Origin of the sequence: Ohtaekwangia sp. (assembly GCF_036786105.1) — a bacterium.
Taxonomy (GTDB): Bacteria; Bacteroidota; Bacteroidia; order Cytophagales; family Cyclobacteriaceae; genus Ohtaekwangia.
The window spans coordinates 1751-27835 of sequence record NZ_DAIQRQ010000046.1 but is presented as its reverse complement, the minus strand read 5'-3'; the positions used below and the strand labels follow the sequence as shown (position 1 = coordinate 27835).

General features: G+C 44.0%; 23 protein-coding genes. 11 read left to right on the top strand and 12 right to left on the bottom strand.

Features of this window, described 5'->3' with window-relative positions; genetic code table 11:
* Positions 1–260: 260 nt before the first annotated feature.
* Both V7Q33_RS16965 and V7Q33_RS16960 read right to left on the bottom strand, forming a co-directional pair.
* Positions 261–3050, bottom strand: coding sequence for an outer membrane beta-barrel family protein (locus V7Q33_RS16965; RefSeq protein ID WP_333820581.1), 2790 nt, complete (start codon positions 3048–3050; stop codon positions 261–263).
* A gap of 57 nt (positions 3051–3107) precedes the next feature.
* The gene (locus tag V7Q33_RS16960; protein WP_331982788.1) at positions 3108–3845 is read right to left on the bottom strand and encodes a GLPGLI family protein; all 738 of its coding nucleotides are present in this window, start codon (positions 3843–3845) and stop codon (positions 3108–3110) included.
* Positions 3846–4041: 196 nt separating this feature from the next.
* Between V7Q33_RS16960 and V7Q33_RS16955 the strand changes: the two genes are divergently transcribed.
* Positions 4042–5526: a sensor histidine kinase gene (locus V7Q33_RS16955; protein ID WP_333820580.1), complete on the top strand. Its 1485-nt coding sequence runs from the start codon at positions 4042–4044 to the stop codon at positions 5524–5526.
* Positions 5527–5653: 127 nt separating this feature from the next.
* Positions 5654–6343, top strand: coding sequence for a response regulator transcription factor (locus tag V7Q33_RS16950; RefSeq protein ID WP_331982792.1), 690 nt, complete (start codon positions 5654–5656; stop codon positions 6341–6343).
* On the opposite strand, the gene V7Q33_RS16945 is transcribed toward V7Q33_RS16950, so the two are convergent.
* Positions 6325–7044: a response regulator transcription factor gene (locus tag V7Q33_RS16945; protein ID WP_333820579.1), complete on the bottom strand. Its 720-nt coding sequence runs from the start codon at positions 7042–7044 to the stop codon at positions 6325–6327. The genes V7Q33_RS16950 and V7Q33_RS16945 overlap by 19 nt on opposite strands.
* A 1-nt stretch (position 7045) precedes the next feature.
* Positions 7046–8308 (bottom strand): sensor histidine kinase, encoded by a 1263-nt coding sequence (locus tag V7Q33_RS16940; RefSeq protein ID WP_333820578.1) that lies wholly within the window; start codon positions 8306–8308, stop codon positions 7046–7048.
* 131 nt (positions 8309–8439) lie between these two features.
* Between V7Q33_RS16940 and V7Q33_RS16935 the strand changes: the two genes are divergently transcribed.
* A complete protein-coding gene (locus V7Q33_RS16935) occupies positions 8440–9042 on the top strand; it encodes a YceI family protein (protein WP_333820577.1) in 603 nt (200 codons plus the stop codon).
* 11 nt (positions 9043–9053) lie between these two features.
* Positions 9054–9962, top strand: coding sequence for a WD40/YVTN/BNR-like repeat-containing protein (locus tag V7Q33_RS16930; RefSeq protein ID WP_333820576.1), 909 nt, complete (start codon positions 9054–9056; stop codon positions 9960–9962).
* A 371-nt stretch (positions 9963–10333) separates the two neighbouring features.
* On the opposite strand, the gene V7Q33_RS16925 is transcribed toward V7Q33_RS16930, so the two are convergent.
* The 4 genes from V7Q33_RS16925 to V7Q33_RS16910 all read right to left on the bottom strand — a co-directional run bounded on the left by V7Q33_RS16925 (position 10334) and on the right by V7Q33_RS16910 (position 14757).
* On the bottom strand, positions 10334–11062 hold the full coding sequence (locus tag V7Q33_RS16925) for a LytR/AlgR family response regulator transcription factor (RefSeq protein ID WP_333820575.1): 729 nt from the start codon (positions 11060–11062) through the stop codon (positions 10334–10336).
* Positions 11063–11064: 2 nt separating this feature from the next.
* The gene (locus V7Q33_RS16920; protein ID WP_331982802.1) at positions 11065–12153 is read right to left on the bottom strand and encodes a sensor histidine kinase; all 1089 of its coding nucleotides are present in this window, start codon (positions 12151–12153) and stop codon (positions 11065–11067) included.
* Between the two features lie 273 nt (positions 12154–12426).
* A complete protein-coding gene (locus V7Q33_RS16915) occupies positions 12427–13458 on the bottom strand; it encodes a Kelch repeat-containing protein (RefSeq protein WP_331982804.1) in 1032 nt (343 codons plus the stop codon).
* A 6-nt stretch (positions 13459–13464) separates the two neighbouring features.
* The gene (locus tag V7Q33_RS16910) at positions 13465–14757 is read right to left on the bottom strand and encodes a DUF4270 family protein (protein WP_331982806.1); all 1293 of its coding nucleotides are present in this window, start codon (positions 14755–14757) and stop codon (positions 13465–13467) included.
* A 313-nt stretch (positions 14758–15070) separates the two neighbouring features.
* Between V7Q33_RS16910 and V7Q33_RS16905 the strand changes: the two genes are divergently transcribed.
* Entirely contained in the window at positions 15071–16306 is a 1236-nt protein-coding gene (locus tag V7Q33_RS16905) for a hypothetical protein (protein WP_331982808.1), read from the top strand.
* Between the two features lie 45 nt (positions 16307–16351).
* On the opposite strand, the gene V7Q33_RS16900 is transcribed toward V7Q33_RS16905, so the two are convergent.
* Positions 16352–18667 carry a glycoside hydrolase family 3 N-terminal domain-containing protein gene (locus V7Q33_RS16900; RefSeq protein WP_333820574.1) on the bottom strand — a complete coding sequence of 772 codons (2316 nt, stop codon included), beginning with the start codon at positions 18665–18667 and terminating at the stop codon, positions 16352–16354.
* A 172-nt stretch (positions 18668–18839) separates the two neighbouring features.
* Between V7Q33_RS16900 and V7Q33_RS16895 the strand changes: the two genes are divergently transcribed.
* The 3 genes from V7Q33_RS16895 (at position 18840) to V7Q33_RS16885 (ending at position 20561) form a co-directional block, all read left to right on the top strand.
* Positions 18840–19337 (top strand): cupin domain-containing protein, encoded by a 498-nt coding sequence (locus V7Q33_RS16895; RefSeq protein WP_331977024.1) that lies wholly within the window; start codon positions 18840–18842, stop codon positions 19335–19337.
* Positions 19338–19343: 6 nt separating this feature from the next.
* The gene (locus V7Q33_RS16890) at positions 19344–20009 is read left to right on the top strand and encodes a carboxypeptidase-like regulatory domain-containing protein (RefSeq protein WP_331977026.1); all 666 of its coding nucleotides are present in this window, start codon (positions 19344–19346) and stop codon (positions 20007–20009) included.
* 183 nt (positions 20010–20192) lie between these two features.
* Complete coding sequence (locus V7Q33_RS16885) at positions 20193–20561, top strand: hypothetical protein (RefSeq protein WP_331977028.1); 369 nt, start codon at positions 20193–20195, stop codon at positions 20559–20561.
* Between the two features lie 6 nt (positions 20562–20567).
* On the opposite strand, the gene V7Q33_RS16880 is transcribed toward V7Q33_RS16885, so the two are convergent.
* The 3 genes from V7Q33_RS16880 to V7Q33_RS16870 are packed head-to-tail and all read right to left on the bottom strand — an operon-like array spanning position 20568 to position 21592.
* On the bottom strand, positions 20568–20681 hold the full coding sequence (locus V7Q33_RS16880; RefSeq protein WP_333820573.1) for an alpha/beta hydrolase: 114 nt from the start codon (positions 20679–20681) through the stop codon (positions 20568–20570).
* A complete protein-coding gene (locus V7Q33_RS16875) occupies positions 20632–21114 on the bottom strand; it encodes an RBBP9/YdeN family alpha/beta hydrolase (RefSeq protein WP_333820572.1) in 483 nt (160 codons plus the stop codon). Before V7Q33_RS16875 ends, V7Q33_RS16880 begins: the two co-directional genes overlap by 50 nt.
* Before the next feature lie 34 nt (positions 21115–21148).
* Entirely contained in the window at positions 21149–21592 is a 444-nt protein-coding gene (locus tag V7Q33_RS16870) for a nuclear transport factor 2 family protein (protein ID WP_333820571.1), read from the bottom strand.
* 227 nt (positions 21593–21819) lie between these two features.
* On the opposite strand from V7Q33_RS16870, the gene V7Q33_RS16865 reads away from it, so the two are divergent.
* The 3 genes from V7Q33_RS16865 (at position 21820) to V7Q33_RS16855 (ending at position 25796) form a co-directional block, all read left to right on the top strand.
* On the top strand, positions 21820–23667 hold the full coding sequence (locus V7Q33_RS16865; protein WP_331977033.1) for an ATP-binding protein: 1848 nt from the start codon (positions 21820–21822) through the stop codon (positions 23665–23667).
* Between the two features lie 152 nt (positions 23668–23819).
* Positions 23820–24518, top strand: a complete 699-nt coding sequence (locus V7Q33_RS16860) for a zinc metallopeptidase (RefSeq protein ID WP_333820570.1) — start codon at positions 23820–23822, stop codon at positions 24516–24518.
* A gap of 138 nt (positions 24519–24656) precedes the next feature.
* Entirely contained in the window at positions 24657–25796 is a 1140-nt protein-coding gene (locus tag V7Q33_RS16855; protein ID WP_331977037.1) for an acyl-CoA dehydrogenase, read from the top strand.
* Positions 25797–26085: the final 289 nt, after the last annotated feature.

The window sequence follows — 26085 nt, the reverse complement described above, 5'->3', positions numbered from 1 at the left end:
CTGTTATTAACGGATGCAAAGTTAAACGGTTGTTTAATTTTTAAACAAATGTTTAAAAATTAATTTTTCTGCCTGCTTTACCAGAAAGCAAACGGTTGAAAATAAGAAGGCCTTTCTTAAAAGGGTTTAAAATCATGCCCGCCACAGTTCAACCTCCTAAACACAACACAACCTTAAATATTAGCAGCTACAAACAAGAAAAGATCATCAGTCCTTTTTTTAAAGGCCTGATGATCTTTTCTTATTAATCACACTTAAATCTATCGTATAATCCGCATCATGCCACCGCGTGGGGGCCGCATCCCTCCCATGGGATTCAATTGCTTGTTAAGTGCATAGATGAAGCTGATCATATAATAGCGTCCCAAGGAGTTGGAAACCTGTCGTTGGAAATAATTTACATCAGCCGTTTGAGAGACTCCTATATTCTTGTTAAGAAGATTATTGGCAGATAAACGAATCTCGCCACTCTTTGCTTTCAGTAAAAAGCGCGAGAACGACAGGTTCACCAACGGTATAGATTGTTTATAGTCGCTCGTTTTGCTTTCATAGATCAGGTATTCAAGGGAAGAAGTGAATTGATAATTTTTGAGGAACGAGAAATTTGCTTCTGCTGTAAACGTCTTGTTAAAGTACAATTGATTTGCGGCCTTGTTAAATTCATAATCGGTTGACTGGCGGCTGATGTTAGCACCGAGGCTTGCATCAAAAATTTCTTTATACCGGTAGTCGTACCGAAGTCTTCCACCATACGTATTTTGGGCAATCGTGCTCTCCTGTCCTTCCACCACATTTACTCCATTCTGGCGTGTAACACTGCCCGATATACTAAACCTGCTGCCAATCGATTGTACCGGAAAGCTAAACGTAGCATCACTATTAATACGGGTGTTGTTAGATACGTTTACCGGCTTTGAAATACGCACTTGCTGATCGGTATAGCTCTGCGCTGTAGTAATAGCGTTCTTTGTATAGGTGGCGTCTACAAAAGCAAAGAAGCTGATAAACTTGCCGGGTTCAAATGTCATAAAGTTGATGCGGGCATTATGAGCATACGCCGGGCGAAGGTCCGGATTACCAACATACCAGTTTAGCTGATCGCTATTATCTACAACAGGCTGAAGTTGCTGTATAGAAGGCTCCTGCACGGATGTCTCATAGTCAACGCGAAGATGCTTTGTGGTAGAGAAATCATAATTGAAGTGAGCCGCGGGCAAAAAATTCTGATAGGATTTGGAAATCTTCTGATTCAGCAATATCAAGTCTCCATCCAGGTAAGTTTGTTGCATGCTGGTACCGGCTGTGAAATTATAGTTAGAGCGATTAATGCGGAAATTTATACCCGCACGATGATATTGATAATCGCTCCTGTATTGATTACTGAGAGAAGCATTAAATACATAATCCTCGTTCCGGATATCGTACACATTCTTTGATACATCATTCAGGTTCTGCCGAAATGTATAATTTGCCTCCAGGTATTTACGATTGCCTAACGGCTCGGTATAAGAAAGTGAACCGCTATAGCTTACTGTATTTGTCTTCTGCGTATTGCTTTGTAGCACTTGTGTAGTTCCAACATCACCGGTATAGTATGTATTGGTGGCATCCTGATTGCCATCGCGGTCTGTATCTGTTGACGCAACTTGTGCATTTACCGAAAGTGTCCGTCCCTTTTTAGCAAACCGATGGCGCCACAATAAATTGCTATTGATATTCACTGTACTTCCCTGTGCATATACTTTGCTTTCACTTTCATTGAGGGCTGAGCCATCGGCTGCCAGATTCTTGCTTTGGCCTTTTGTATCCGATTCCGTTTCATTATACGAAACACTGTTTGTCCACTTGAGTGAATTCATGGAATCCAGTTTGTGTTCGAGCATAGCATTTACCCGGTGATTCTCATTTGTGTTTAGCTGGCGGCTTTGTGAATTGAATTGCAGATCTCCTGTAGATAAATAGTTGGTTCGCTCCGTGGTGGAAGTTATATCATGATCGAGGTAATTATAGAAGTAACTTGTATTCAGCTCAGTCTTCCTGTTAAATTCCTTATTAAAATTTACTCCTCCAGCATAGTTAGTCATGATACCGCTGTTGCGACCACCAAAATTTAGCGGTACACTATTCTGGCTATTGTTTGAATTTACCGTTACCTGCACCTGTCTTCCGCTCGCCAGTTGTTGTGAGCCACCGGTAAAGGTCATGTAATCATCCATCGAAAACCCCTGCTCATTGATATTATTACCCATACCTAAAACTGAGAGCTGCTGATCTTTGCGAAAGCGATTCAGGTTTGCTTTGGCAGAGAAACGATCTTTTGTACCAACACCTCCCTGCAAATTTCCAAATACGCCATTGCGTTTCTCTTCTTTCAATTCAAGGTTGATAGTCTTTTCACGCTGGCCATCATCTATACCGGAGAATGTGGCCTGGTCTGATTTCTTATCGAACACTTGTACTTTGTTGATTGCATCTGCGGGGAGATTGCGCGTGGCCAATTTCGGATCATTACCAAAAAAGGTTTTGCCATCTACTGTTACACGCTGTACTTCCTCGCCCTGCGAGCGTATCGTACCATCATTGTCTACTTCCACACCCGGCAATTTCTTCAGCAGCTCCTCTACATTGGCATTCTGCAATGTTTTAAATGCCTTGGCATTATACTCGATGGTATCGCGCTTTACAGTTACTGGTATTTTTTCCGACTCTATAACTACTTCATCCAGCTTCGTCTGGGCCAGCGCCATTTTTAGCGTTCCGAGATCAAGTAAGTCTCCTGCTGGTGCTTTAACCGTAGATGAGTATGTTTTATACCCAACATATGTCACCTTCAATATATAGTCTGTCTTCGTTAGATTTTTGATATCGAACTGACCGGTGGCATTGGTCGCACCAAAATTTACAAGCGATGAGTCTTTGGGGCTAAGCAAAATAACGGTAGCTCCCTGCAGCGGATTAGCAACTGAATCCGTGACCTGCCCCTTCAACGTAAATTTTTGCGCATACGAGAGTTGGGTAACGAACAGCGCGAAGAATACAAGTCGTTTCATATCGAATCGATCGTTGGGTTTGGATATTGTCTGCTGATATATATTCGTTATGTCGTGTCAGTTACGGATTATTATATTTCCATCCCGTCCGCCCATGCGTTGCATCTGCTCTTCCATCATTTTGCGAAAATCTTTCTCCGTAATTTTTGTGCCTCCCGATGGAATTTTCAATTCACCTTTTTTAAGTGCACGTGGTTCCATCTTCACCAGCGTAATTACGCGCTCACCATCATTGATCTCTACCTGCACAACCAGACCTGGAAGCGTATTAAAATTTTCAGGACCTATAAATGAGCGGACGGCTGTTGTATACCACGCTACTATATTTTGCTTTCGCTCTTCGTTATAATAACTGGCCTGACGGCATTCATATCCTTTTATAGTTTTCACTTCGCTTCCAAATCTCCAGGGCATAATGCGGATAGAATCTTCTATAAGATATTTCCTGCCCATGAACTCCTGCTGCATAACGCGTTTGGAAGACTCCTGATTAACATAGAACACAGCATTGGGTCTGCGAAAGCGCATGCGCATACCGCCATTCTCATCGGCAAATTCATCGTCTTCTTCCTCTACCGGTTGATAAAGTGATTCACGGGTATTGAAGAAGAGCTGATCCAAATGCACATTATACTCCGGCAGCATGTTCTTCATATCCTGACGGTCGGGCGGAAGCCTGCGGTGCATATTTACTTTTACTTCGTATGTAATAACACCTTCGGTAGATTGCCCGAATACAAAATGAGCAGCCGTGAGCGACACCAGGATGCCCAGGAATATAATGATTCGTTTCATGGTTTTTGATAATTGCATTTTTGATTACTGGTCAAATGTACACCTCTGGATAGCGGCCAACGGTTAAAGGTTCTGAAAGGAATGTTAATTAACGTTAAAAGTGTGTTGGCTCTGTCAGCAGACCCTTACCTTTGTAGGGTGTTACCGATCCAGATACATCGTTGTTGATGCTGACGGCAACACACACTATCTTGACATGAAGCAACAAAAACACATTATTATACTTGGGCTCATGATCGTGAGCATTATACTGCTGATTGTACTGCAGGCATTCTGGCTGCGAAGTTCATACGAACGCGCCTATTTTGATTTGAGACGTGAAACAAATGATCTATTTCGCAATACAGTTTCTGCATTGCGCGATTCGATTATTGCAAGAAATATACATGCGGTACCGGCAGATTCATCCTTCGCCGGTGCATTGGCGCCTGCAGGTATACGCGCTGAAGTCAGCGACTCAATCAAAGGTTCGCAGAATGTAAAATTCCAGATATATATTTCATCTACCCGGACGGATTCGGTTTCTAAAGAAATGCTGAAGCCCCTGGTTGCACGTGTGCAGGGTATACAGATGCGCAACGAGGCCGGGAAAAGCTTTGTGGTAAACATGGATGCCGATACACTAAACCGCGACAGCCTGCGGTTACATTTTACTCATGCATTGGCAAAAGCTTCTATATCGGCTCCCTTTAACATCCGTCATATTGTGCGCCAGCCGGAGCATCCGGATTTTCTACCCGATTTTTCACCTCGCTTTAACTATAATCATCACAAGATCAACCGGGGTGAGTTTCGTGATAACATTTTTAGCGACACCATACACTCAGAACCCGTGCGCTTTAACCCCTTACATTTATATGCTGTGTCCATCATTCACGTACGGAGCATATTGTTAAGTGAAATTACTCCGCAAATACTTTTCTCCGTGTTCCTTACGGTTGTGATCCTGATTGCCTTCCTGGTAATGTATCTGAATATCCGCTCGCAGCAACGGCTCATGAAAGTAAAGAACGATTTCATCAGCAACATTACGCATGAGCTCAAAACTCCTGTTGCCACCGTGAGTGTAGCCATTGAAGCATTGAGAAATTTTCAGGCAAAAGGAAACCCGAAGCTCACAGCCGAATACCTTGACATTGCACAGAGCGAATTAAACCGGCTTACGCTGATGACGGACAAGATATTGAAGACGTCTATATTTGAAGATCGTGGTGTTGACTATAAACCTGAACAAGTAAACCTGGATGATATGCTTCAGCAAATACTGTCTTCTATGAAGTTGATCTTCGAAAAACGAAAAGCATTTGTCACCTATGAAAAGGACGGCACTAACTTTGAGCTTCAAGGTGGCGCCATGCACCTTAGCAATGTAATCTATAACCTTCTGGACAATGCCATGAAATATAGTACCAAAGATCCGGTTATTCGCGTCATCCTGAAAAACTCTCCGCAGCAACTCACGCTATTGGTAAAAGATCAGGGCATTGGCATTCCGCAAGAGTATAAGAAAAAGATATTCGAAAAATTCTTCCGCGTTCCCAATGGAGATGTTCATAATACGAAAGGCTACGGACTTGGACTGAATTATGTAGCGAGTGTAGTAAAAAGCCATGGCGGAAAAATTGAAGTGGAGAGTGAAGTGGGGGTTGGAAGTACATTTAAAGTTGTGTTGCCGAAATAAAGTCCGGAAGACGGGAAGACGGAAAGTCCGGAAGACAGGAAGTATTTCATAACATTTACACTCCCTTCTTTCAGACTCTTTTTCTTACGGACTTTCGGACTCTACGACTTTCTGACTTTTAAGAGCTATGACAAAAACAAAAATACTATACGTTGAAGATGAGCCGTTCCTGGGCAGGATTGTAAAAGAGAGTTTGGAGACGCGCGAATTTGAAGTAGTAATGGTAACAGATGGCAACGAGGCATTTACTACCTTCAGGGAATCCCAGCCGGATATATGTGTGCTCGATATTATGCTTCCCTCTAAAGACGGCTATACAATTGCCCGCGAGATACGACAAGCATCACCGAATATACCGATAATATTTGTTACGGCTAAAAATCAAACTGAAGACCTTATCAAAGGATTTGAATCCGGCGGCAACGACTATATACGGAAGCCGTTCAGTATGGAAGAGCTTATTGTACGCATTCATAATCTGTTGCAGATTACACAGCATCAAAAGAACGCCAACAACCAGGAATTTATCGATATAGGCTCATACCAGTTTGTGCCGTTACGCTACGAGCTGCGTTTTAAAGATTCTGTGCGCAAACTCTCACATCGTGAATCTACATTGCTGCAAACGCTGGCCGAAAACAAGAACGTTACCGTGCTCCGCAAAGATATACTCATGAAGTTATGGGGCGATGATTCATTTTTCAACTCCCGGAACCTCGATGTATACATTACCAAACTTCGCGATTACCTGAAAGAAGACGCAACGATCGAGATCATTACGATTAAAGGTGTGGGATATCACTTTGTTGCAGGATAAGTATCTTTAATTTCAAGTTTATAACCAACCCCGTGAATGTTGGTAAGGGCGATCTGCGGATCATCCTTTAATAATTTTCGAAGGCGCGATATAAATACATCCATACTTCGTCCTACAAAATATCCTTCATCTTCCCAAATGGCTTTTTGAATAATATCGCGATCGATCACTTTATTCAGATGAATGCAAAAGAGCTTTAGTAACTTCGCTTCTTTATTGGTTAATACCTGCACACCTGCACCCGAAATGATCTGCTGACTTGAGAAGTCGCACGTGAGTGAACCCAATGAATAAACAAACTGCTCGTCAGCCTTGGTAGGTTGGGTATATACACGTTTCAAAATCGCTTCTATGCGCAATAGAAATTCTTCAATACTGAACGGTTTCGTGATATAGTCATCCGCTCCGATTTTAAAGCCTTGTATACGGTCTTCCTTCATCGACTTCGCAGTGAGAAAAACGATAGGTACCTGCAAATTGAGTTTGCGAATTTCCTGCGCCAGGGTAAAACCATCTTTACCCGGCAGCATAACATCCAGCACACACAGATCATATTTAGTTTTCAGAAAATAACTCAGCGCAGAACGACCATCGCTACAGACGTCAACACTATAGCCGGCCATCTCCAGGTTATCCCGCAGCATAAAGTTCATATTCTTATCATCTTCGGCCAATAGTATAGTTCGTCTGGGAGATTTCATGCTACGCGTATTTCAGAAAAACATCGAACCGGCTGCCACGATTCTCTGCACTATCAACAGTAACCGAGCCGTTATGTGCTTTTGCAATTTGTAACACATAGGTAAGCCCGAGTCCAAATCCTTTTACATCGTGAAGATTGCCGGTGGCCGCACGATAAAATTTATCAAAGATATAGCGCTGTACATCGTGCTTCATGCCGGCACCTTTATCCGCAACGCTGATGAGAATACCCGACTCCCGATCGTGCGTAGTAATTGTTATCTCAGGTTCTGCAGGTGAATACTTATCTGCATTGTCGAGTAAATTATACAGCAGGTTCGAAAGATGAAACGGGTCGCCCACCAGCGATGATTGTGACGCCAGCAAATTTGTATTGATCGATCCATGACGGGCCTGGAGCCGCATTTCAAAATTGTGAATCACCGTCTCGATCAATTGATGTATATCTATTTTCTTTTTTTGCAGATGTACTCCACTCCGTTCCATTTGTGCGGTTTGAAGCACCTGCTCTACGTGAAAACGCAGACGCTGATTTTCTTCGTGAATGATACCGGCATAGTGTTGCGCCTTTCGGGCATCGCGAAGCATGGCCGTCTTCAGTACTTCGCTTGCCATGGCAATGTTTGTGATAGGCGTCTGAAGTTCGTGGGTCATGTTGTTGATGAAATCATTTTTTACTTCTGCCAATCTTTTCTGCTTGGAAAGATTTATCACCATATAAGCAAACACAATCAACACCAGCAGAAACACGGCTGCTGTGATAATCCACAAATTCAGCGAACCTGCAATATCCGCACGCTTGCCGGGAAAGGTAACAGCGAAGTCTGTGCGTGCTGTTGTGTGTTCACGCCCGAGACATGCAGCATCTCCTTCAGTTAATGCGCCTTGTTTATAAAAATTACCCCACAGCAATGCATTGTTACCATGATCATATATAGCAAGGGTAAATGCGCCAAACAGATCATGTTTTTTAAATTCAGCTCTGATCAGTGAATCCAGCAAGTTATATTCTATCTGCCGGTTCATAGAAACAAAGTACGTATTAGACTCACGCTTTTGTACAGGTTCAACACGTACTGAAAATTCCTTGCCTTCTTTCAAAAGCCTATCAGCAACACTTCGCAGCGCTACATTCACATTAGTATCGAATTGTCGCTCCTGTATAGCAAAGGCATTCACAAACCAGTATACCTGCAATACCAGCAGTCCGGTCAGTGCCGTGAGCGATGTTACGATCAATATTCTATATACACCAGGTTTCATATATATGTAAATGTAATGTTAAAAATCCATGGCTGTCCGGGAATTTACATTTCATTAACATCTTTTTACAATGGTTTTACGAAAGACAGCGGGCAACAGAATAGGTTTGAATAACATTTTACAACACATTTATGAAATCAATCCTAGCCGCACTCGCCACGATAGTTGTAGCCAGTGCATTTACCAGTTTTCATCCCGTCTCTTATACTGTGGATCTTCGGCAAAGCTCTGTCCGTTGGACGGGTTACTCGGAGTTCAGCTTTGGCGAGCATTCCGGAACCATCAAATTAATTACAGGCGATCTGCAGTTTGAAAAGGAGCAGCTCACGGGTGGCCACTTCGTACTCGACATGAACAGTATACAGGATGAAGACCTGGTGGCCGGGCACGGCCTGGAAAATCATTTAAAGAGCGATGACTTCTTTTCGGTAGAAAAATTTCCAACAGCTGCTTTCGAGATCAGAAAAGTTATACCCATAAAAAATCCACAATCCAACCAGCCTAACTTCGAGGTCAACGGTATTCTTACGTTGAAGGGCGTTAGCAATCCATTAACATTCCCGGCGTTGATAACAACTACACGTGAAGGTGCCATAAAGACCCATGCCAAGTTCAAGTTCGATCGCACCCAGTGGAACGTACGGTATAACTCCGGCAAATTCTTTAGTGATATAGGCGATGGCGCCATCTCCGATGCCATCGCTATTGAACTCGATATACTCGCCACACATTAACCATTATACTTATGAAACTATATATTTTAATGTTCGCAAGCCTTCTGCTTACTGCCGCCAAAAATGAACCGACAGAAGGCCTTATCTACCTGAGCCGCGATGGCGGTCAGCAGTGGACAACCATGGATACGGGGCTGCCGGATGATGCAGCAATCAACGCCTGGGTAGTATTTCAAAACTCAGTTGTAGTTGGAACGGAGTCGCATGGCATCTATATATCAGACAATGCTTTCAAGAGCTGGAAGCGCTCTTCAACGGGGCTCCCTGCGAGTGTAAAGATCAATGCGCTGCTTGCCAATAAAAATACTCTCCTGGCCGGTACTTACCAACATGGCATTTACATCTCTTATAATGAAGGAAGTACATGGCAGGCTACCACCAAAGGAATCGGGTTGACGTCAGTACGATGTTTCTTTATGCACCACGGTATAATTTTCGCCGGAACAACCGATGGTATCTTTGTATCGAATGATCAAGGCAGATCGTGGCAATCTGTACAACGCGGCTTTCAGGTCAATACTTTCGCATCTGACAACGAAAGGATTTTCGCAGCCACAAACATTGGTATATATCGTTCAACGGATTCAGGTAAAACATGGACTGCTTCTTTAAATAAAGGTGCATTTGCCAACCTTGCTGCAGACCAGGATAAACTGGTTGCCGTCATGTTTGATGGGCGCGCCTATATATCTTCTGATCATGGAATGCTTTGGCTGGACAATGCACCTTTTCTTGATCAATACACTTTTAAACTTACACCAGTTGGCAGAAAGATACCTTCTGCACCCTGGCGCGACAGCCTGTTTATATATTACTATCAACAATTAGCCGGACGCAACGGGTTGCCTAATAAAAACTTCTCACTTTTATTGCGTACTCCGTATGGTATACTGGCCACTGCGAGCCATGATGGCTGTTGAAATTACATACTATAAAAAAGAAAAAACCGGAAGCACATAACGTGCTCCGGTTTCCCTACCTAACCTACCTGTCAAACCAGAAAGCTTATTTCTTTTGCTATATCATTGTTTTTCGTTGCATTGTCATCCTTATCGCTTTCCATCGAATGCGATGGACAATGAAAGAAATATCCGCATGCAGTTTCTCATAAAGTGAAATTTAGTTTTGTGTGTGGACGGTATACAACGGTGTAGAATTCATGCGTTTTGCAAGAAGCGTCTATGAAGAGATGATAACATCAATGAACACCTGATTTTTCAGGATGATCAGAACAATAACGATTACAAAATTACGGAACTACGATAGTGTGGATTTATAACCACACCGTTCATCAAGGCATGCTTTTAGGATCAATAAAGCGATTCAAATTGTCTTTATAATGCTCGCTGATGGGTATCTGCGCTTTCAGCAAACTTATTCTGCCTTTCCGAATGGAAGTAATTTTATTGAGCGATACGATGAATGATTTATGTACCCGTACAAACTGATCGGCCGGTAATTTTTCTTCAAGCGATTTCATGCTCATTCGGGTAATAACCGGCCGCGGGCTTGATAGCAGGAATATCTTTACATAGTCTTTCAATCCTTCGATATAGGCTATATCGCTGAAATCGATACGCACCAGATTATATTCTGAATTTACAAACAGATACGTGGCAACGGGTGCTGCTGCAACAGGCTGAATAACGACAGGATGCTTTTGCGCCGTGAATTTATCGTGTGCTTTATTTACTGCTTTCAGAAAACGCTCAAAGGAAACGGGCTTTAAAAGGTAATCCACTACATCGAGGTTATAGCCTTCCAACGCATATTTTTCGTAAGCCGTAATGAAGATCACCAATGGGGGATTCTTCGAAAGACCCTGTAGAAATTGTATACCGGTAAGTCCTGGCATCTGTATATCCAGTAACACCAGATCAACCGGTTGCGTCTGCAAAAAGCTATTTGCTTCCAGTGCATTGGAACATTTCTTCAACAACTTCAGATAGGGAATTTTCTTGATGTTGTCTTCCAGCAAATCGAGCGCGAGTGGCTCATCATCTACAGCAACACATGTCATAGTTATTCGGGGATAATTCTCAGTTCAGTAATAAACCAGTTATCGTCTGTTTTATATATCTCCAGGGTATAAAGATCTTTGTACAGCAGGTCGAGCCTGCGGCGCACGTTTTGTAGTCCTATACCTGAGCTTTCGTCTTTTATTTCGTTGTTGGCAGGATTAAACCTGTTTCGTACTGTAAAGCTGATTCGATACGCGGTGGCCTCCAGCAGAATAATAATTACCGGCTCGTGAATTAATCCTACGCCATGTTTAAAAGCATTCTCAACGAAGGGCACCAGCAACATGGGCTCGATCAACACATCTTTTCGCTCTATATCTACATGAAAATGCATGTTGATGGTTGAGCCAAAGCGGAGTTTCTGCAACTCGATGTAGTTGTTGAGGTAATCTGCTTCCTGTTCTAAGGTAACTTTCTTTTCTGTATGGTATAGCGAATACCGCATTAATTGCGATAGCTGAATGATGGCTGCCTCCACCTGATCTGATTTCTTGCGCGCCAATGATGCCAGGCTATTCAGCACGTTAAACATAAAATGAGGACTTACCTGCGAACGCAGAAATGATAACTCCGATTTCAGTTTTTCATTCTCTTGTTCTTTCAACGCTGTTTCAAAAGCGGAGCGATCCTGCATAATGCGAAGTGCCAGGCTCAGCCCGAATACCATTAGAAAATTAGGTACACCTATAAACAATGGAGGGCCAAACATGTGACTGAAATTCCAGATCGGCATAATGTGCAACCGGATAAAGTAGCCCGCCAGCAGATATATAGTGAAGGAAAGTAAAACAATAAGTGCATACGGCCCCCAGCCTTTGCGTGAAAGTATGCGGGGCACTAGCACAAACATATTCAGGTAAAAGAAAATAGCCAGCAGGCCGTTTGTTACAAAGGATTCTACCCGAAACCAGGTAGGATCGAACGGTATATTCTGAATGGTGTCGGGAGGAGTATCGCCGGGAGGCGGTGCTATGCGTTGTTCAATAAAACGTGAACCTGTGCGGAAACGGAAGGGCATCATAAACAATAATGCCCAGCCAAACACATGCAGTGCTACAATCAGGACCTTATTGACAACTCCTTTTTTCAATGTTATCTATACAGAGCCGAACTCTTCATCCGGGGTTAAACTCTCTACGCTTTCTTAAATGTTGCCTTTCCTGCATACTGCCAAAAACAAAGGCTTCTGCTCATGCAGAAAGCCTTATTTGTTTGTTGGCAGGCTCCATCGAAACAATTATCCTATATACCGGACAGCGGCCGTTTCGCCATGATGAATTGAATTGCTACTTCATCACCAAACGCCTTTTACGATTCAATTCGCTTAAACGGAACGACAACCGCCAGCTTCACTGTAAACTAATTAGTTCGTTTCGCTATACTCTTCGAGAGGCTTGAACTCCCAAACATCGTCATAACGGCTGGTTCCGTTCTGGCCGGTTCCTACAAAGATTCTGCTGTTTAAAACAAAGCCTATAGCCAGGCTGCGCGCAGATCCTTCAAAAGATGTTTTGGTATCCCAGTTAAATGTAGTGGCGTCAAAATGATACACTGCTTTATCGGCGGCACCGCTGGAGGCTACACCACCTACTATATAGGCATCAGTACCGTTTACTACTGCTACTGCATCGTGACGGTACATAGCCAGTTTAAATTTGTCGTAATCAGATTGATCTGTACCGGGTGAGCGCTTGGTCCATGTAGGGTTGCTACCTTCAGCACCGGGTACAAACTCCCAGAAGTCGAGGTTGTAAGATCCATTATCACGACCTGTGCCTATATATGCTTTTCCATTGACTACGAAAGCCAGTCCCGATTCAATCTTTTCACCTGGATAGCTCACCACTTCTTTCCACGAATTTGTAGAAGGATCAAATTCCCAGAAATCGCTGTTCGTGTTGTCACCATCATATCCTGTACCTACATATCCTTTTGAACCGATTGCGAATGCTATAGCATTGTAGCGTGCGCTGCCGCCGAAAAGACCAAGTGAATCCCATTCGTTGGTGGTAGGGTCGTATACCCAGAAATCACCGAGTTCCTGTTTATCTTCATCGCGGTTATAACCGAGGCCTACATAGCCTTTGCCATCTACAGCAAAAGCAACGGCGCGTTCGCGCGGCTTGCCCGGGAAAGGTTTTATGGCCTGCCAGTACCCATTGTTGATGTCGAAACTGTATGCATCAGACCAATAGTCATCACCATCGAAGCCAAGACCAGCGTATACTGTTGTTCCAATAGTAAATGAAAATGCTCCTGATCGTTTTACGCCCTTATAAGGTGTAGTCTTCGTCCAGTTACCGAGCGTGGTTGAATCACTTGAAGAGGAACAGGCATTCAGTAACATGAAACCTGCTACTACAAAAAGCATTGCTGCTATTTTTATTCGTTTCATTCTTGATTAATTATTTACAGTGACAAAATAGATCCTGAGTTTCGTTTTATAGTTTATGCCGTTGTTACCCATATACACACGATCTGCTGAAACGGTATAATTGGTACCTATCGTAAATATCAGCGCATTTTCATTGAACTCGGTAAGGTTCATCTGGCTTTTAACAAACGCTGTTACATCCAGCGAATATTTTGTATCGCGTCCCAGGTCTTTGTCCAGCACCAGTGTAGCCTTGTTGCTTAGCTGGCCATATATGTTATTCTTTTTATCAGCCAGGTATACGGATAGTGCTGAAGGCAGTGGTTCTACATCAGAATACGACTTTCGAATCGGGTACATATCCAATATAGCCTGCGTCATATAGAAGTTGGTATTCATCTTCAGATCGCGCAGATAAGGCATATCAACACGCAACTCGAGCCCTGCTCCCGCCTGAATATAGGCCTCCTCATCTGTAACCGATGCACTGAGGCGCTCGTCTGTCTTCTTCAATGTAGTAAGTTTGGTTCCGAGCCGGTTTGCATGAATATTGGTATATACAATGTTTGATGTCGATGCCGGGAAAGCAATGTATTTTTCCTTGCTTGGTGTTACACTTTTATCGTAGTAATACAGGCGCAACTCTGGTGTAATGGTGAAGCCTATAATGCCGGTTGATGTAGTTGTATCCGGAAGTATAGCCAGTCCTTTTAAATAGCGGAGAAAGTTAGTAGAGTTTGTAAGCTGCTCGCTGTCGTTGGTAGCCTTGTTCCAAAGATCCTGACCTAAAGCGTCTGATAGTTTAATAACCACAGAGTCAATGCGGTGTGGAAGTGGCTGGAACGTTACTGTGCCAAGCGGATTTTGATCTATAGTAAACGTCTTGTCGTTGAATAACTGATTGTTCTTATCCAACTCCATCGTCTGGGTAACTTCGTGTACGCGCAACGTGATGTTTTGCGTTGTGTCGTAATAGTAATATTTATCATATTTCAACACCAGCAAAAGGTGCTCATACGATATATTATCTACATACTTGAGTGTAACATCCGATGAAGAAGAAGGTGTTACCTGAAAATAATTGGACATGGTGAGGCGTCCGAGCTTTTCGTCAGCGTGCGATCCCAGCAAAAGACGTGTGCCTCCATTGGTGCTCAGATCTTCTAACTTTATAGTAGATAGCTTAACTGTTGATGAGTCGATGAATGCATAGTCCAGTACGCCTTCATTGAAGAAGTCAGTGCCTACATCAGACGGAGAATCCGCACTGCACGCCACCATCATTGCCCAAACAATTAAAAGAAAAACAAATTGCCTCATGCCCCAAAGGTCTCCGTGGCAAAAGAAGGCCCTTCGCGGTGTTTCCTGAAATGAATGAGACAAGTGCGGTAAATTCATCTACGAACTGGTTACAAATTAAATCCTTTCATATTGTCCTTTTGTCGTGGACAACTCTTTTTTCTGCATAATCTTCTTATTTAAAGCGATTTATAAGCTTTACAAAGTATTTACGATATATACGCGCAAATAGATCGGCAAAAAATACGCACACGTAGTTTCATTGTGTACGTTTGTCGCTAATTCTTGTCGAGGCAAAATGCCCTGCCGAAGTTGCACGATCAATAAAACTGCTATGTTGAGATTGACCCAGGTTTTCATCGCCGGAACAATTTTATGTGCCCCGTTCACGCTGCAGGCACAAAATATTTTTAACTCTCCGTATTCTGTATATGGCATAGGAATGATTAACAACCGCACCTCTTCCATGAACAGAAGCATGGGCGGTGTTGGTATTGGTATTCAAGACGATTTTAACCTGAACCCTGTGAACCCGGCTTCGTACGGTGCTATTTCCTCTCCCATTACACACGTCTATGAAATAGGCTTATACGTTGAGTCTAATCGCTATCGCTCGGTGCAGAACACCGACTCTAAATCCACGGGCGGCATCAACAACATTAACTACTGGTTTAAATTCTCGAAGTGGTGGGCTGCTTCTGCAGGGTTAGCACCTTTTAGCAGTGTTGGTTATAAAATTACCACACCCCGCGCCCTGGGTGCATCTTCGGATGTGAACTACACATACAGCGGCAGCGGAAACCTGAACCAGCTATACATGGGCAATGCCTTTAACATTGTAAAGAATCTGTCGCTGGGCGTTAATATTGCCTATATATTTGGCAGCACTACAAAGAGCGAAAATATAGACCTGGCTACACAGTCGCTCACCTATCAGAACCAGATCGTGGCACGCAAGGTAAATGTCGATTTCGGTGCACAGTACAGATTTAATTTTAAAAAGCGCGCATTGGTAGTAGGCGTTGTGTATGACGATGGCGTTACGTTTCACGGCAAGCAGCGGGGTTCATTGTACGATGCCAATGCCGATACGCTTACTTCGTCTGCCGGCAAAAAGCTTACCTATAAAATTCCAATGTCTGCCGGTATAGGTCTTGGTCTGCACTCCAGACTTTCCGTGATTGCTGCTGATCTGAAATATACCAAATGGACTTCTGCAAGTTTCTCTGATCAGAACGGCCTTGTGTTCCAGGATACCTGGAAACTTTCTGCAGGCTATTTATACAAAGGCAATCCCAACGCTGAAAATTATTTCGGGCTCGCTTCACTTCGCGCCGGTTTCTATGTGCAGCAATATCAACTTAAACTGGATGGCACCAGTTTCCCTTCGTGGGGATTATCAGCAGGGGTATCGCTTCCGGTGTTCGATGGTAAATCGGCTGTAAATCTCACTTACTCCTATGACCGACTGGGCACTACCAGCAACAGTCTTATTTTGCAAAACTCACAGAAGATTATGATCGATGTTGTGATCCGCGATCTGTGGGGTATAAAACGCAAGTTTGATTAATCCAATAAAAAGCCGGTGACACAATCGTATCACCGGCCCATATCTTTATCGTTGTAATTTGAATCTTGTTTTCTGATTTCCTACCATCAACGTGAAGTAGCCATCTTCCAGCAGTTGTTCGCCATGTTTATTCGGAAACGTAAGTTGTTCCAGCGGACGAATGGTAAAGCTGAATGTTTTAGACTCTCCCGGTCTGATCAACTCCTTTTCATAATATTTCAGATCGCGTACCGGCCGCGATATACTGGCCACTTCATCGTGCAGAAACCACAGCACTGCTTCTTTACCTTCGCGTGAACCTGTATTCTTTACTGTTACACTGGCTTTAATTTCTGCAGTCTCACTGGTCAATACAGAATCACTTAATATCAAGCCACTATATTCAAAAGTAGTATAGCTCAAACCTGTTCCGAACGGCACAAGGGCTATCGGGTTTTCAATTTCGTGTGCCAGGAGTATTTCACTGATCTTATGGTTGTGTGGCACCAAACGATTCACGGCATACGGATAATTAAAGCTCATCTTTGCACTTGGATTTACTTTACCGCTCAATATTTCAGCAATCGCTTGTGCGCCTTCAAATCCGGGTAAGCCTGCAAAGAGTACCGCTTTACATCCGGGATATATCTTGGTGATTACTCGCGGGCGGCCGCTGATCATTACCAGTATAACAGGCTTACCTGTAGCTTGTGCTGCTTTCACCAGCTCTACCTGATCATCCGATAAACTAATATCCTGTATACTTCCGAAACCTTCTGCATACGGCATCTCGCCGGCACAAACTATAATTGCATTTGCTCCGGCTGCCTTCGTCTTTATTTCACCAGGTGTAGCAGCCAGTGAAATACGACTGCCTGTAAATTCTTTCTGCAAGGCGGTGTAAACGGTTAGCATATCTTTCGGATATATACTTTCATCGTTTGCCATCCAGCGAAGCGTCCATCCGCCGGCCAGCGGTCTTTTCAGGTTGGCTGTTGGCCCGGCAACCACTATATTTTTAGCAGCAGCATTGAGCGGTAATATACCTTCGTTCTTCATGAGCACGATCGATTCGCGTGCTGCTTCCAATGCTTTCGCTTTGTTTTCAGATGCTCCTATACGGTTGAAGCGATCGTTGCGCGGCAGTGGATTTTCAAAAAGACCGAGTTCGAGTTTTAAACGAAGTATACGCGAAACCGAAAGATCGATGCGCTCCTGACTGATCTTTCCTTCGTTTACCAGCTCGCGCATATAATCGCAAAACGCAGTGGTATAAGGCGTCATCGACATATCTACACCGGCCATAATAGCCTTGTAGGTAGCGTCTTTCTCGTTCGCCGCTACACGGTGATTTCTGTATAAACGGATAATGTCTTCCCAATCGGTTACGGCTACACCCTTGAATTTTAATTTACCCCGCAGCACCTCAGTAAGCGCCCAATAGGAAGCGTGCACAGGTTCACCATTCAGATCGCCACTGTTGATCATGATTGTTTTTATACCGGCATCAATCGCAGCCTTGAACGAAGGAAGGTGAAATTCATAAAGTGCCTGTTCAGAGACATCAACGGGTCCGCGGTCAAATCCATATTTCGGATCGGAATAAGCAAAGAAGTGCTTCGCGGTAGCAGCAATTTTATAGGGCGCTATATCCGGATCGTTCTGTATCGTTTTTACAAATATACTTCCCATGGTAGCCGCTACATACGGAGACTCCCCGAGTGTTTCGTAGTAGCGTCCCCAGAGAGGTGTGCGTGCCAAGTCAAGCACAGGTGCAAACAACCATTGGTGCCCGAGGTCGGCAGTTTCAATCGCCGTAACATGTGCCATGTCGGCCGGGAACTGGTTGTTATAGGTAGCTGCTGTATTAAGGGCATGCGGAAATATAGTAGCACCCTCTACGTAGTTAGGACCATGCATGTGGTCTACACCGTAGATCACTGGTATCTTCAATCGTGAAGTCTTCAGGTTATATTCCTGCAGGTCTTTATAGAACTGATACCAGGTTTCACCAGGCACTGCAATACCATTGAGAAATGAGCCGATGTGATACTTGCGCAGCATTGCACCCAGCTTGGCAGTATCTACTTTGATCTCGATGCTGAGGTCGGAGCCTGCTCCCCAGTTGGCGTTGGTAACAATTGCTGAATTGTTGATCTGGGTCATCTGACCGATTTTTTCTTCCAGCGTCATCTGTCCGATAAGATCATCAATCTTCTTTTCAATAGCAGCGTTCTCGCTTCGTTCAGCGTTGCGCAGATCGGTTACCGAAAGTGCAGGAGATGCATGGGATGACGCAGCGTGGTCATGATTTTTGTCGCTGCAGGCGGCCGCGAAAGCAAGGGCTACCCCGGCCGCAAAGGCTCGAATGAGTACTCTCATACAGGTTAATTGGGTTTGGTTTGGACTCAAAAATAAAGCGTATAGAGACTTGGCTTTCAAATCTTTACTTCAATTCAAATAAATGATCTCGCAATCGTTTTCGTATTAGAAATTGTTTAGCTGTATAACTTCTTTCCCAAGAACTTTATAAATCTGTTACCTTGTGAGTTGCATGAAGCCAGCGGAATATTGGATCAATCACCTTCATCTTCTTCCTCATCCGGAAGGAGGGTTTTATAAAGAGACGTATCGGGCCTCCGAAACCATACCGGCTGCTGGATTACCAGCACAATTCAGCGCATCCCGAAGTTTCTCGACCGCTATTTATTTTTTGCTGCGATCGCACGATCGGTCACTGTTTCATCGTATTAAATCTGATGAACTGTGGCACTACCATGCTGGCAGCACTCTTACGATTTATATCCTGAACGACAACGGACTGACCGCTTCGGTGCTGGGACCTGACCTTGAAAAAGGAGAGTCGTTGCAAGTAGTTGTGCCTGCTAATAGTTGGTTTGGAGCAAAAGTAAATGAAGAAAATACCTATACCCTTTCAGGATGTACGGTTGCTCCCGGGTTCGACTTTGCCGACTTTGAAATAGCGGATCGGAGCCTTTTACTTAAAACTTTTCCTGCGTTCGGTAGCATCATTGAATTATTGACGAACTAGTATACTGTGCTGAAACGATTTATTTTTTGCTCTCTTCTTTTTATAGGTGTTAGTTCTGCTTTCGCACAGAAGGAAGAAGTGTTTACAGGTATTCTGGTAGACTCCGCTACTTTTAGCCCCTTACCGTTTGTGAGTGTGCGTGTAAAGAACTCCATGCGGGGAACCTCAACCGACATTCAGGGTAATTTCAGCATCTCGGCCACACAACGCGATACATTGGTTTTTTCACTGGTAGGCTACCAAACCATAGAGCAGTCGTGTTGGAATTGGGAACCCAGCGTAATCCGCATGACGGAAAAAGGAATCCTGTTAAAAGAGGTCACCATCGAATCGACTGTGATTGATCCCTACGCAGGAATGTTCGATGATGAAAATGCCAAGATTGCCCACCGGAAGCTTCCATTCTATTTGTCTAAAACAAAGAAGCAGAAGCGCAAGCTGGTGTGGCTCCGTGAAGATAACCTGCGGGCAAAAACGTATGTGGATGTGGTGATCAACAACCCGGAAACCAAAACACGTCTCATGAAGCAATATTCACTTACGGAAGATGAATATTATAACCTGCTGGGGCAGTTCAACGCGAAGAACTACACGGTTATGTACTACCTCACTGCGGGCGAGCTGGTAACCATCCTGAACAATTTTTACGAGAAAAACGCGCCTCGCAAATGATTTCACTGTCCGCCCAAGGGCTGATACATGCTATTCAACTCCACTTTTAGTCAATTCAGCGACAAAATTCTCATTTTGGAAAAACATCCCAATTTCAATCATTGAAATTAGCCTTTACAGGCACTTTTTGCCAATGGCACCGAATTCGTCTTTGTGATGACATAACTAAACATCACTGAGACCATGAAAAAGTTAACTGTACTTTCTGTAGCCGTTCTGCTCTTCGCATCGTTCAACCTGTTCGCCAATGATGGAAAGATTGGTGATGGCAAAATTTCTGTACTTTCTAAAAAACGCGACATATTCTACTTCAAAGTTAGCCACGAGTTTATCGGTGCCACCGTCCAGGTATTTTCAGCCGATGGCCAATTACTTATGACTGAAGAGATCACACGCCACAAAGCTTTAATCGACTTTTATTATGAAAAGGCGGGCGAGTATACCATCCGAATCATAAAAGATAATACCGAGAAGAACTTCAATTTCAGCAAAGCAGGTGTTGCCGAAGAAGAATCAGAAGCCACAGGTCACTTCATCACGTTTAATCAGTAAGAGTATTTATTGATCGAGTCGCTTGAGTAGCTCGATCCCTTGTGGCCAGTTTCCAAACCCGGCAGCAACATTAATGTGCCCTGCTGGTCCTACAGATACAAGCTCGCTTCCCCCAGGCATCTGCAAAATGCTGAGCACGTTCGCTGGTAACATAATAATCATTTGTACTCGCTACTGTAATAGAGGGAAATGGCAATTTATTTAAAGGCATCGGTGCAAAGCCCGTTGTACCCGGAGGATAGGTTTCTGCCTCTGTGTCGCTGGGCGCTACCAGCAATGCTCCCTTAATGGTTCGGTTAAATCGTTTTGCCCAGAAGGCAATCGTGCAACATGCCAGGCTGTGCCCAACCAGTAGCACATCTGTTGTATTCAGAGATACGACCTTGCGATCGATGGTTTCAATCCAGTCATTGCATACCGGTCGTTCCCATTCTTTCTGTTGTACGCGAATAAAACTATACTCTTGTTCCCAACGAGTTTGCCAATGCCCTTCTCCGGAGTTGCCAAGCCCCGGCAATATCAGTACCGAGGCTTTAAAAGTGTGCGATGCCATCCTGTTATTTTTAAGTTTGCTACTTAAAGTCTGGCTATTTTAAATCCGCATTTCCATTTATATATTTCACGGTATAGGTAAAGCTGTCAATACGCCAGCCCTTATCGGTGAGCACGCAATGCAAATCATAGCTTCCTACAAATTCGCGGGTACTGCCTTGTGTAGCTGCTTTCTTATAATGAAGGGCTATGGCATAACAAAAAACATTAGCCTCAATGGGTTCTGAAGCGAAGCGCACCAGGTGGTTCCCGGCCTGGTGGTGCACGGCATCTATACCTTCAAAACCTTTCTCCCACATGGCGCAGATATCTTTCGCCGGCACACTCTTCCCCTCACCGGCACCGAGCGATGACATATCGAACCAGATGCTTTCTGTTAACACTTCTTCGAGCAATTTATTCCATTGGTGATAGTCTGTGTAGATGAATAACTTATTAACAAGCTCGACTACTTCATCACGTTTGCTTTTGTTCTCCATGTAAAATACAGTTTTGGGTTGACGACAAATATAGCCGGGAAATTTTTATTGCAATTATCGGGTTTATACTCTGTAGTTTATAGAAAAGTGATTTTTATACCTGTTAAAACTTACATGCCTTTTTAGGCGGTTTTGATTTTTATCTGTGGTTTGTAACGGGTTTATTTTGAAGATTTTAGAACTCAATGCACCCCCCTATTCGAGTTTTTCTGATAACATTGCTTGTCGTGTTGTCCGTACGGGCTTTGGCCCTTGAGCAACCCGACAGTACACAACTTGCACAGCAGGCCGCTGGGGCATACGCCATCTTTCTGGCCAACCCCGATTCCTCCATCTCACTGGCCAGTGCTGTATTAACCCGCGCATTGGAGAAAGATTATATATACCTGCAAGGTTACAGCTATTTTATCCTCGCCAAAGCTACCTGGGCAAAAGCCAACTATCGCCTTAGCGTTGAGTATGGCTTCAAGGCATTGGCACGGTTTGAAAATTCACCACACCTATACTTATGGGGAGAAAGTCTGCTGGTACTGGCACGCACATCTGTAGACATGCACGACTTTAAACAGGCCAGCATTTTTCTAAACCGGGCCCGGACGCTGGCTATGCAGGCACATGACAGCAGGCTTCTGGCAGATGCATACCGCGAGCACACCATGTATCTGTCTGAAACCGGTGAATACGACTCTGCCCTGTATTTTATAGACAAGGGATTAACCCTATACTACGACACAAAGGATACGCTGAACATCAGCATCCTGTACGGACGCAAAACCCGTATATACTTTTTCTTGCACGATTACAAAAAGAGTATAGCTTACAATCGCATGGCCCTGCATCTCGATAGCATAGCGCACAACGTGAGGGCCATGGGCATATCTTTCTATCACGCTGCCCGCAACTACAATCAGCTGCATAAACCGGATAGCGCTATCTATTGTTTGAAGCAATCTATCAGACTGGGAGATTCCATCAAGAATCTATCGGGGCTTATCAATGCCCACATATTGCTGGCTGATATTTATAGCAGCACCAACAAACCGGTGCTGGCAGTAGAACATCTCAAACTTGCCAATCAGTATAAAGACAGTTTGTACAACTCCGAAAAGAACGGACAGATACAAGAGATGAAGTCATTGTATGAACTGGAATCCAAAGACAAAACGATTGACGCACTCGGTAAAGAGAATGCCTTGCAGCATCGGCTCATTTACAATCAACGCTGGCTTACTATACTCATGGCCATTGGCATTATTCTGTTGATGGGATTTATTATTCTGCTCTCGCGCCTGCGGTCGTTACAAACCAAAGCAAACCGTACGCTGGAGGAGAAGAATAAAGCCATAGAACTGCAGCGCGAAGAAATGCAGGCACAGGCAGAATACCTGCACTACCTGAATCAGCTCAAGTCAAAATTATTCTCGGTTATCAGCCACGACCTGCGCGGGCCCATCGCTACCCTGCAATCGCTGCTGGAGCTTGTTACTTCCAGGAACCTGGCACAAGACGAATTTTTACTGGTGTCAGACCGGGTAAAAGACAACCTCAATGTAACACAGCGTACGTTGGATAATTTATTGAACTGGTCGCTGAGCCAGATGGAAGGTATACACACGGAACAAAAAACACTCGAAATAAAAACAACGGTTGACGAAGCCTGCAAATTACTGGATGATATAGCAGAACGAAAAAATGTGCGTGTTGAAAATATAGCGGCCCCCGGTATATATGTACTCGCAGATCCCAACCAGCTTCAACTTATTCTCCGAAATCTTATTCACAATGCAGTTAAATTCTCCAAAACCAAGGGCCGTGTATACATCACTACACACATCGAAAATGCGTTTTGTGTGATTGCCGTGAAAGATAACGGCATTGGCATGACACCTACGGAGATAAACAAGATTCTGACCCAGGAGCATTTCACCAAACGCGGCACACAGGAAGAAAAAGGAACCGGCCTCGGCCTGCTGCTGTGCAAAGAGTTTATCAAATTAAACGGAGGTGAGCTTCGTCTTAGCAGTATGCAGGGACAGGGCACAGAAATTTCATTTACACTGCCACTCGCCAGCTGATCTGTTCCCGAACATTCCGTTCAAGTACTGCGTTTCCTGTTTAACTAGCTTAAAAGCTAATGCTGATCTGCTAATGTCGATTTGGCAGTTTTTAGTACTTGGCTTAAAGCTTGATAAACAGAGTAACAAACAACCTAAATTAAATACAAGAAATGGGAGCGTTAATTATTGGTCTTTTTTTCATGGCAATCGGCTGGATTGTGCAATCTCGTCTGAAAAGTAAATTCAGAGAGTATTCACAAACACACCTTACCCGCGATTTGACGGGAGCAGAGGTAGCCCGATTGATGCTGGCAGATAATGGAATAAACGATGTGCAAGTAACACATGTAGAAGGTGAACTTACCGACCATTATAACCCTGCTACCAAAACAGTGAACCTGAGCGAGGGAGTATATTTTGGAAGAAATGCAGCTGCTACAGCAGTTGCAGCGCACGAGTGTGGCCACGCAGTGCAGCATGCCCGTGCTTACAGCATGCTGGAGCTTCGTTCGGCCATGGTGCCCATTCAAAGCATCAGTGCAAGAGTGATCAACTTCCTGTTTATGATCATGATATTCGGTTCATTCTTCGCATCGCAGATTATTCCGTTCCAGACAGCGTTGCTGATTATTATAGGGTGTTATGGAGTATTTGCGTTGTTTGCACTCATTACACTGCCGGTGGAATTTGATGCCAGTAAACGCGCTTTGGCCTGGGTGCAATCGCGCGGTATTGTAAACAACACGGAATACAGCATGGCAAAAGATGCACTGAAATGGGCTGCCATGACGTATGTAGTAGCCGCTATAGGTGCTTTAACAACACTGTTTTACTACGTAATGCTGTTCCTAGGAAGTCGCAGAGACTAACATTTGTAAACGATTGAAAAAGTCGTACAAAAGGTTTTAACATTACTATAAGACGTTTATTTTGCAAGCCTGGGCATTTAACCCAGGCTTTGTTTTTTATACCTGCACTGCGAACTCATTAACCCATAAAAAACTGATATGAATTTTCAACTAACCGAAGAACACCTGGCCGTGCAACAGGCAGCCCGCGATTTTGCCAACAATGAATTATTGCCAGGCGTGATTGAGCGTGATACAGAACAGAAATTCCCCAAAGAGCAAGTCAAAAAAATGGGAGAGCTCGGCTTTATGGGTATGATGGTAGACACCCGCTATAATGGCGGTGGCATGGACACTATTTCGTATGTATTGGCAATGGAAGAAATTTCCAAGATCGATGCGTCTGCTTCTGTATGTATGTCGGTAAACAACTCGCTGGTGTGCTGGGGACTTGAAAAATTCGGAACAGAAGAACAAAAAGAAAAATACCTGAAACGCCTGGCTACCGGTGAAGTGATCGGGGCATTCTGTTTATCTGAACCGGAAGCAGGATCAGATGCCACCAGCCAACGCACTACAGCAGAAGATAAAGGCGATTACTACCTGCTGAACGGCACCAAGAACTGGATCACAAACGGCAACAGTGCCAGCATATATATTGTGATTGCACAAACCGACATCACAAAAAAACACAAGGGTATAAATGCACTGATCGTTGATAAAGGAATGCCCGGGTTTGTTGTGGGTAAAAAAGAAGACAAGATGGGTATTCGCGGATCGGATACACATTCGCTCATGTTTACCGATGTAAAAGTGCCGAAGGCCAATCGCATTGGCGATGACGGCTTCGGATTTACATTTGCCATGACTACGCTTAATGGCGGTCGCATTGGTATAGCATCGCAGGCACTGGGTATAGCGGCCGGGGCATACGAGCTGGCGGTAAAGTATTCAAAAGAACGAAAAGCCTTCGGCAAGGCACTTGCTGAACACCAGGCCATTCAATTCAAATTAGCAGATATGGCTACTAAAATTGATGCTGCCCGTTTACTGGTACACCAGGCAGCCTGGCTGAAAGATCAGAAAAAAGATTTTGTAAAGGCCGCGGCTATGGCCAAGCTATATGCATCGCAGATTGCGCAGGATGTAACTACAGAAGCCGTACAGATTCATGGCGGCTACGGGTATGTAAAAGAGTTTCACGTAGAGCGCCTGATGCGCGATGCCAAGATCACACAGATATACGAAGGCACCACTGAAATACAGAAGATGGTTATTTCACGCGAGTTGCTGAAGTAAGAAGTTTTCAAAAATATAGTACTATTCCTATAGCGCAGTCACCTGCGCTATTTTTTTTTAAGAAAGTATATATCTCTATAACGATTACAGTTAATACAGATCTGTCAACTTTCAATCAATTTCTGGTCAGTTGCTGTTTACATGATTGTAACAGCCGGTGCGAAGTTGAGCTTTACGCTTTTTGCAAAAGCGTAGGCGCACCTTGATTATAAAGCTGAGGGCATGTTACGCCGCGGGGGCACAACATGCCTGTCAGCTTTTATTTTTCGCGCGCCTGCACTTTTGCTAT

Excerpts from the sequence above, each read along its gene's own strand:
- V7Q33_RS16940 (WP_333820578.1), bottom strand. The coding sequence starts at position 8,308 with ATGAAACCTGGTGTATATAGAATATTGATCGTAACATCGCTCACGGCA.
- V7Q33_RS16930 (WP_333820576.1), top strand. The coding sequence starts at position 9,054 with ATGAAACTATATATTTTAATGTTCGCAAGCCTTCTGCTTACTGCCGCC.
- V7Q33_RS16855 (WP_331977037.1), top strand. The coding sequence starts at position 24,657 with ATGAATTTTCAACTAACCGAAGAACACCTGGCCGTGCAACAGGCAGCC.
- V7Q33_RS16960 (WP_331982788.1), bottom strand. The coding sequence starts at position 3,845 with ATGAAACGAATCATTATATTCCTGGGCATCCTGGTGTCGCTCACGGCT.
- V7Q33_RS16885 (WP_331977028.1), top strand. The coding sequence starts at position 20,193 with ATGAAAAAGTTAACTGTACTTTCTGTAGCCGTTCTGCTCTTCGCATCG.
- V7Q33_RS16905 (WP_331982808.1), top strand. The coding sequence starts at position 15,071 with ATGTTGAGATTGACCCAGGTTTTCATCGCCGGAACAATTTTATGTGCC.
- V7Q33_RS16935 (WP_333820577.1), top strand. The coding sequence starts at position 8,440 with ATGAAATCAATCCTAGCCGCACTCGCCACGATAGTTGTAGCCAGTGCA.
- V7Q33_RS16910 (WP_331982806.1), bottom strand. The coding sequence starts at position 14,757 with ATGAGGCAATTTGTTTTTCTTTTAATTGTTTGGGCAATGATGGTGGCG.
- V7Q33_RS16915 (WP_331982804.1), bottom strand. The coding sequence starts at position 13,458 with ATGAAACGAATAAAAATAGCAGCAATGCTTTTTGTAGTAGCAGGTTTC.
- V7Q33_RS16965 (WP_333820581.1), bottom strand. The coding sequence starts at position 3,050 with ATGAAACGACTTGTATTCTTCGCGCTGTTCGTTACCCAACTCTCGTAT.
- V7Q33_RS16895 (WP_331977024.1), top strand. The coding sequence starts at position 18,840 with ATGAAGCCAGCGGAATATTGGATCAATCACCTTCATCTTCTTCCTCAT.
- V7Q33_RS16945 (WP_333820579.1), bottom strand. The coding sequence starts at position 7,044 with ATGAAATCTCCCAGACGAACTATACTATTGGCCGAAGATGATAAGAAT.
- V7Q33_RS16880 (WP_333820573.1), bottom strand. The coding sequence starts at position 20,681 with ATGCCTGGGGGAAGCGAGCTTGTATCTGTAGGACCAGCAGGGCACATT.
- V7Q33_RS16860 (WP_333820570.1), top strand. The coding sequence starts at position 23,820 with ATGGGAGCGTTAATTATTGGTCTTTTTTTCATGGCAATCGGCTGGATT.
- V7Q33_RS16925 (WP_333820575.1), bottom strand. The coding sequence starts at position 11,062 with ATGACATGTGTTGCTGTAGATGATGAGCCACTCGCGCTCGATTTGCTG.
- V7Q33_RS16875 (WP_333820572.1), bottom strand. The coding sequence starts at position 21,114 with ATGGCATCGCACACTTTTAAAGCCTCGGTACTGATATTGCCGGGGCTT.
- V7Q33_RS16900 (WP_333820574.1), bottom strand. The coding sequence starts at position 18,667 with ATGAGAGTACTCATTCGAGCCTTTGCGGCCGGGGTAGCCCTTGCTTTC.
- V7Q33_RS16950 (WP_331982792.1), top strand. The coding sequence starts at position 5,654 with ATGACAAAAACAAAAATACTATACGTTGAAGATGAGCCGTTCCTGGGC.
- V7Q33_RS16955 (WP_333820580.1), top strand. The coding sequence starts at position 4,042 with ATGAAGCAACAAAAACACATTATTATACTTGGGCTCATGATCGTGAGC.
- V7Q33_RS16870 (WP_333820571.1), bottom strand. The coding sequence starts at position 21,592 with ATGGAGAACAAAAGCAAACGTGATGAAGTAGTCGAGCTTGTTAATAAG.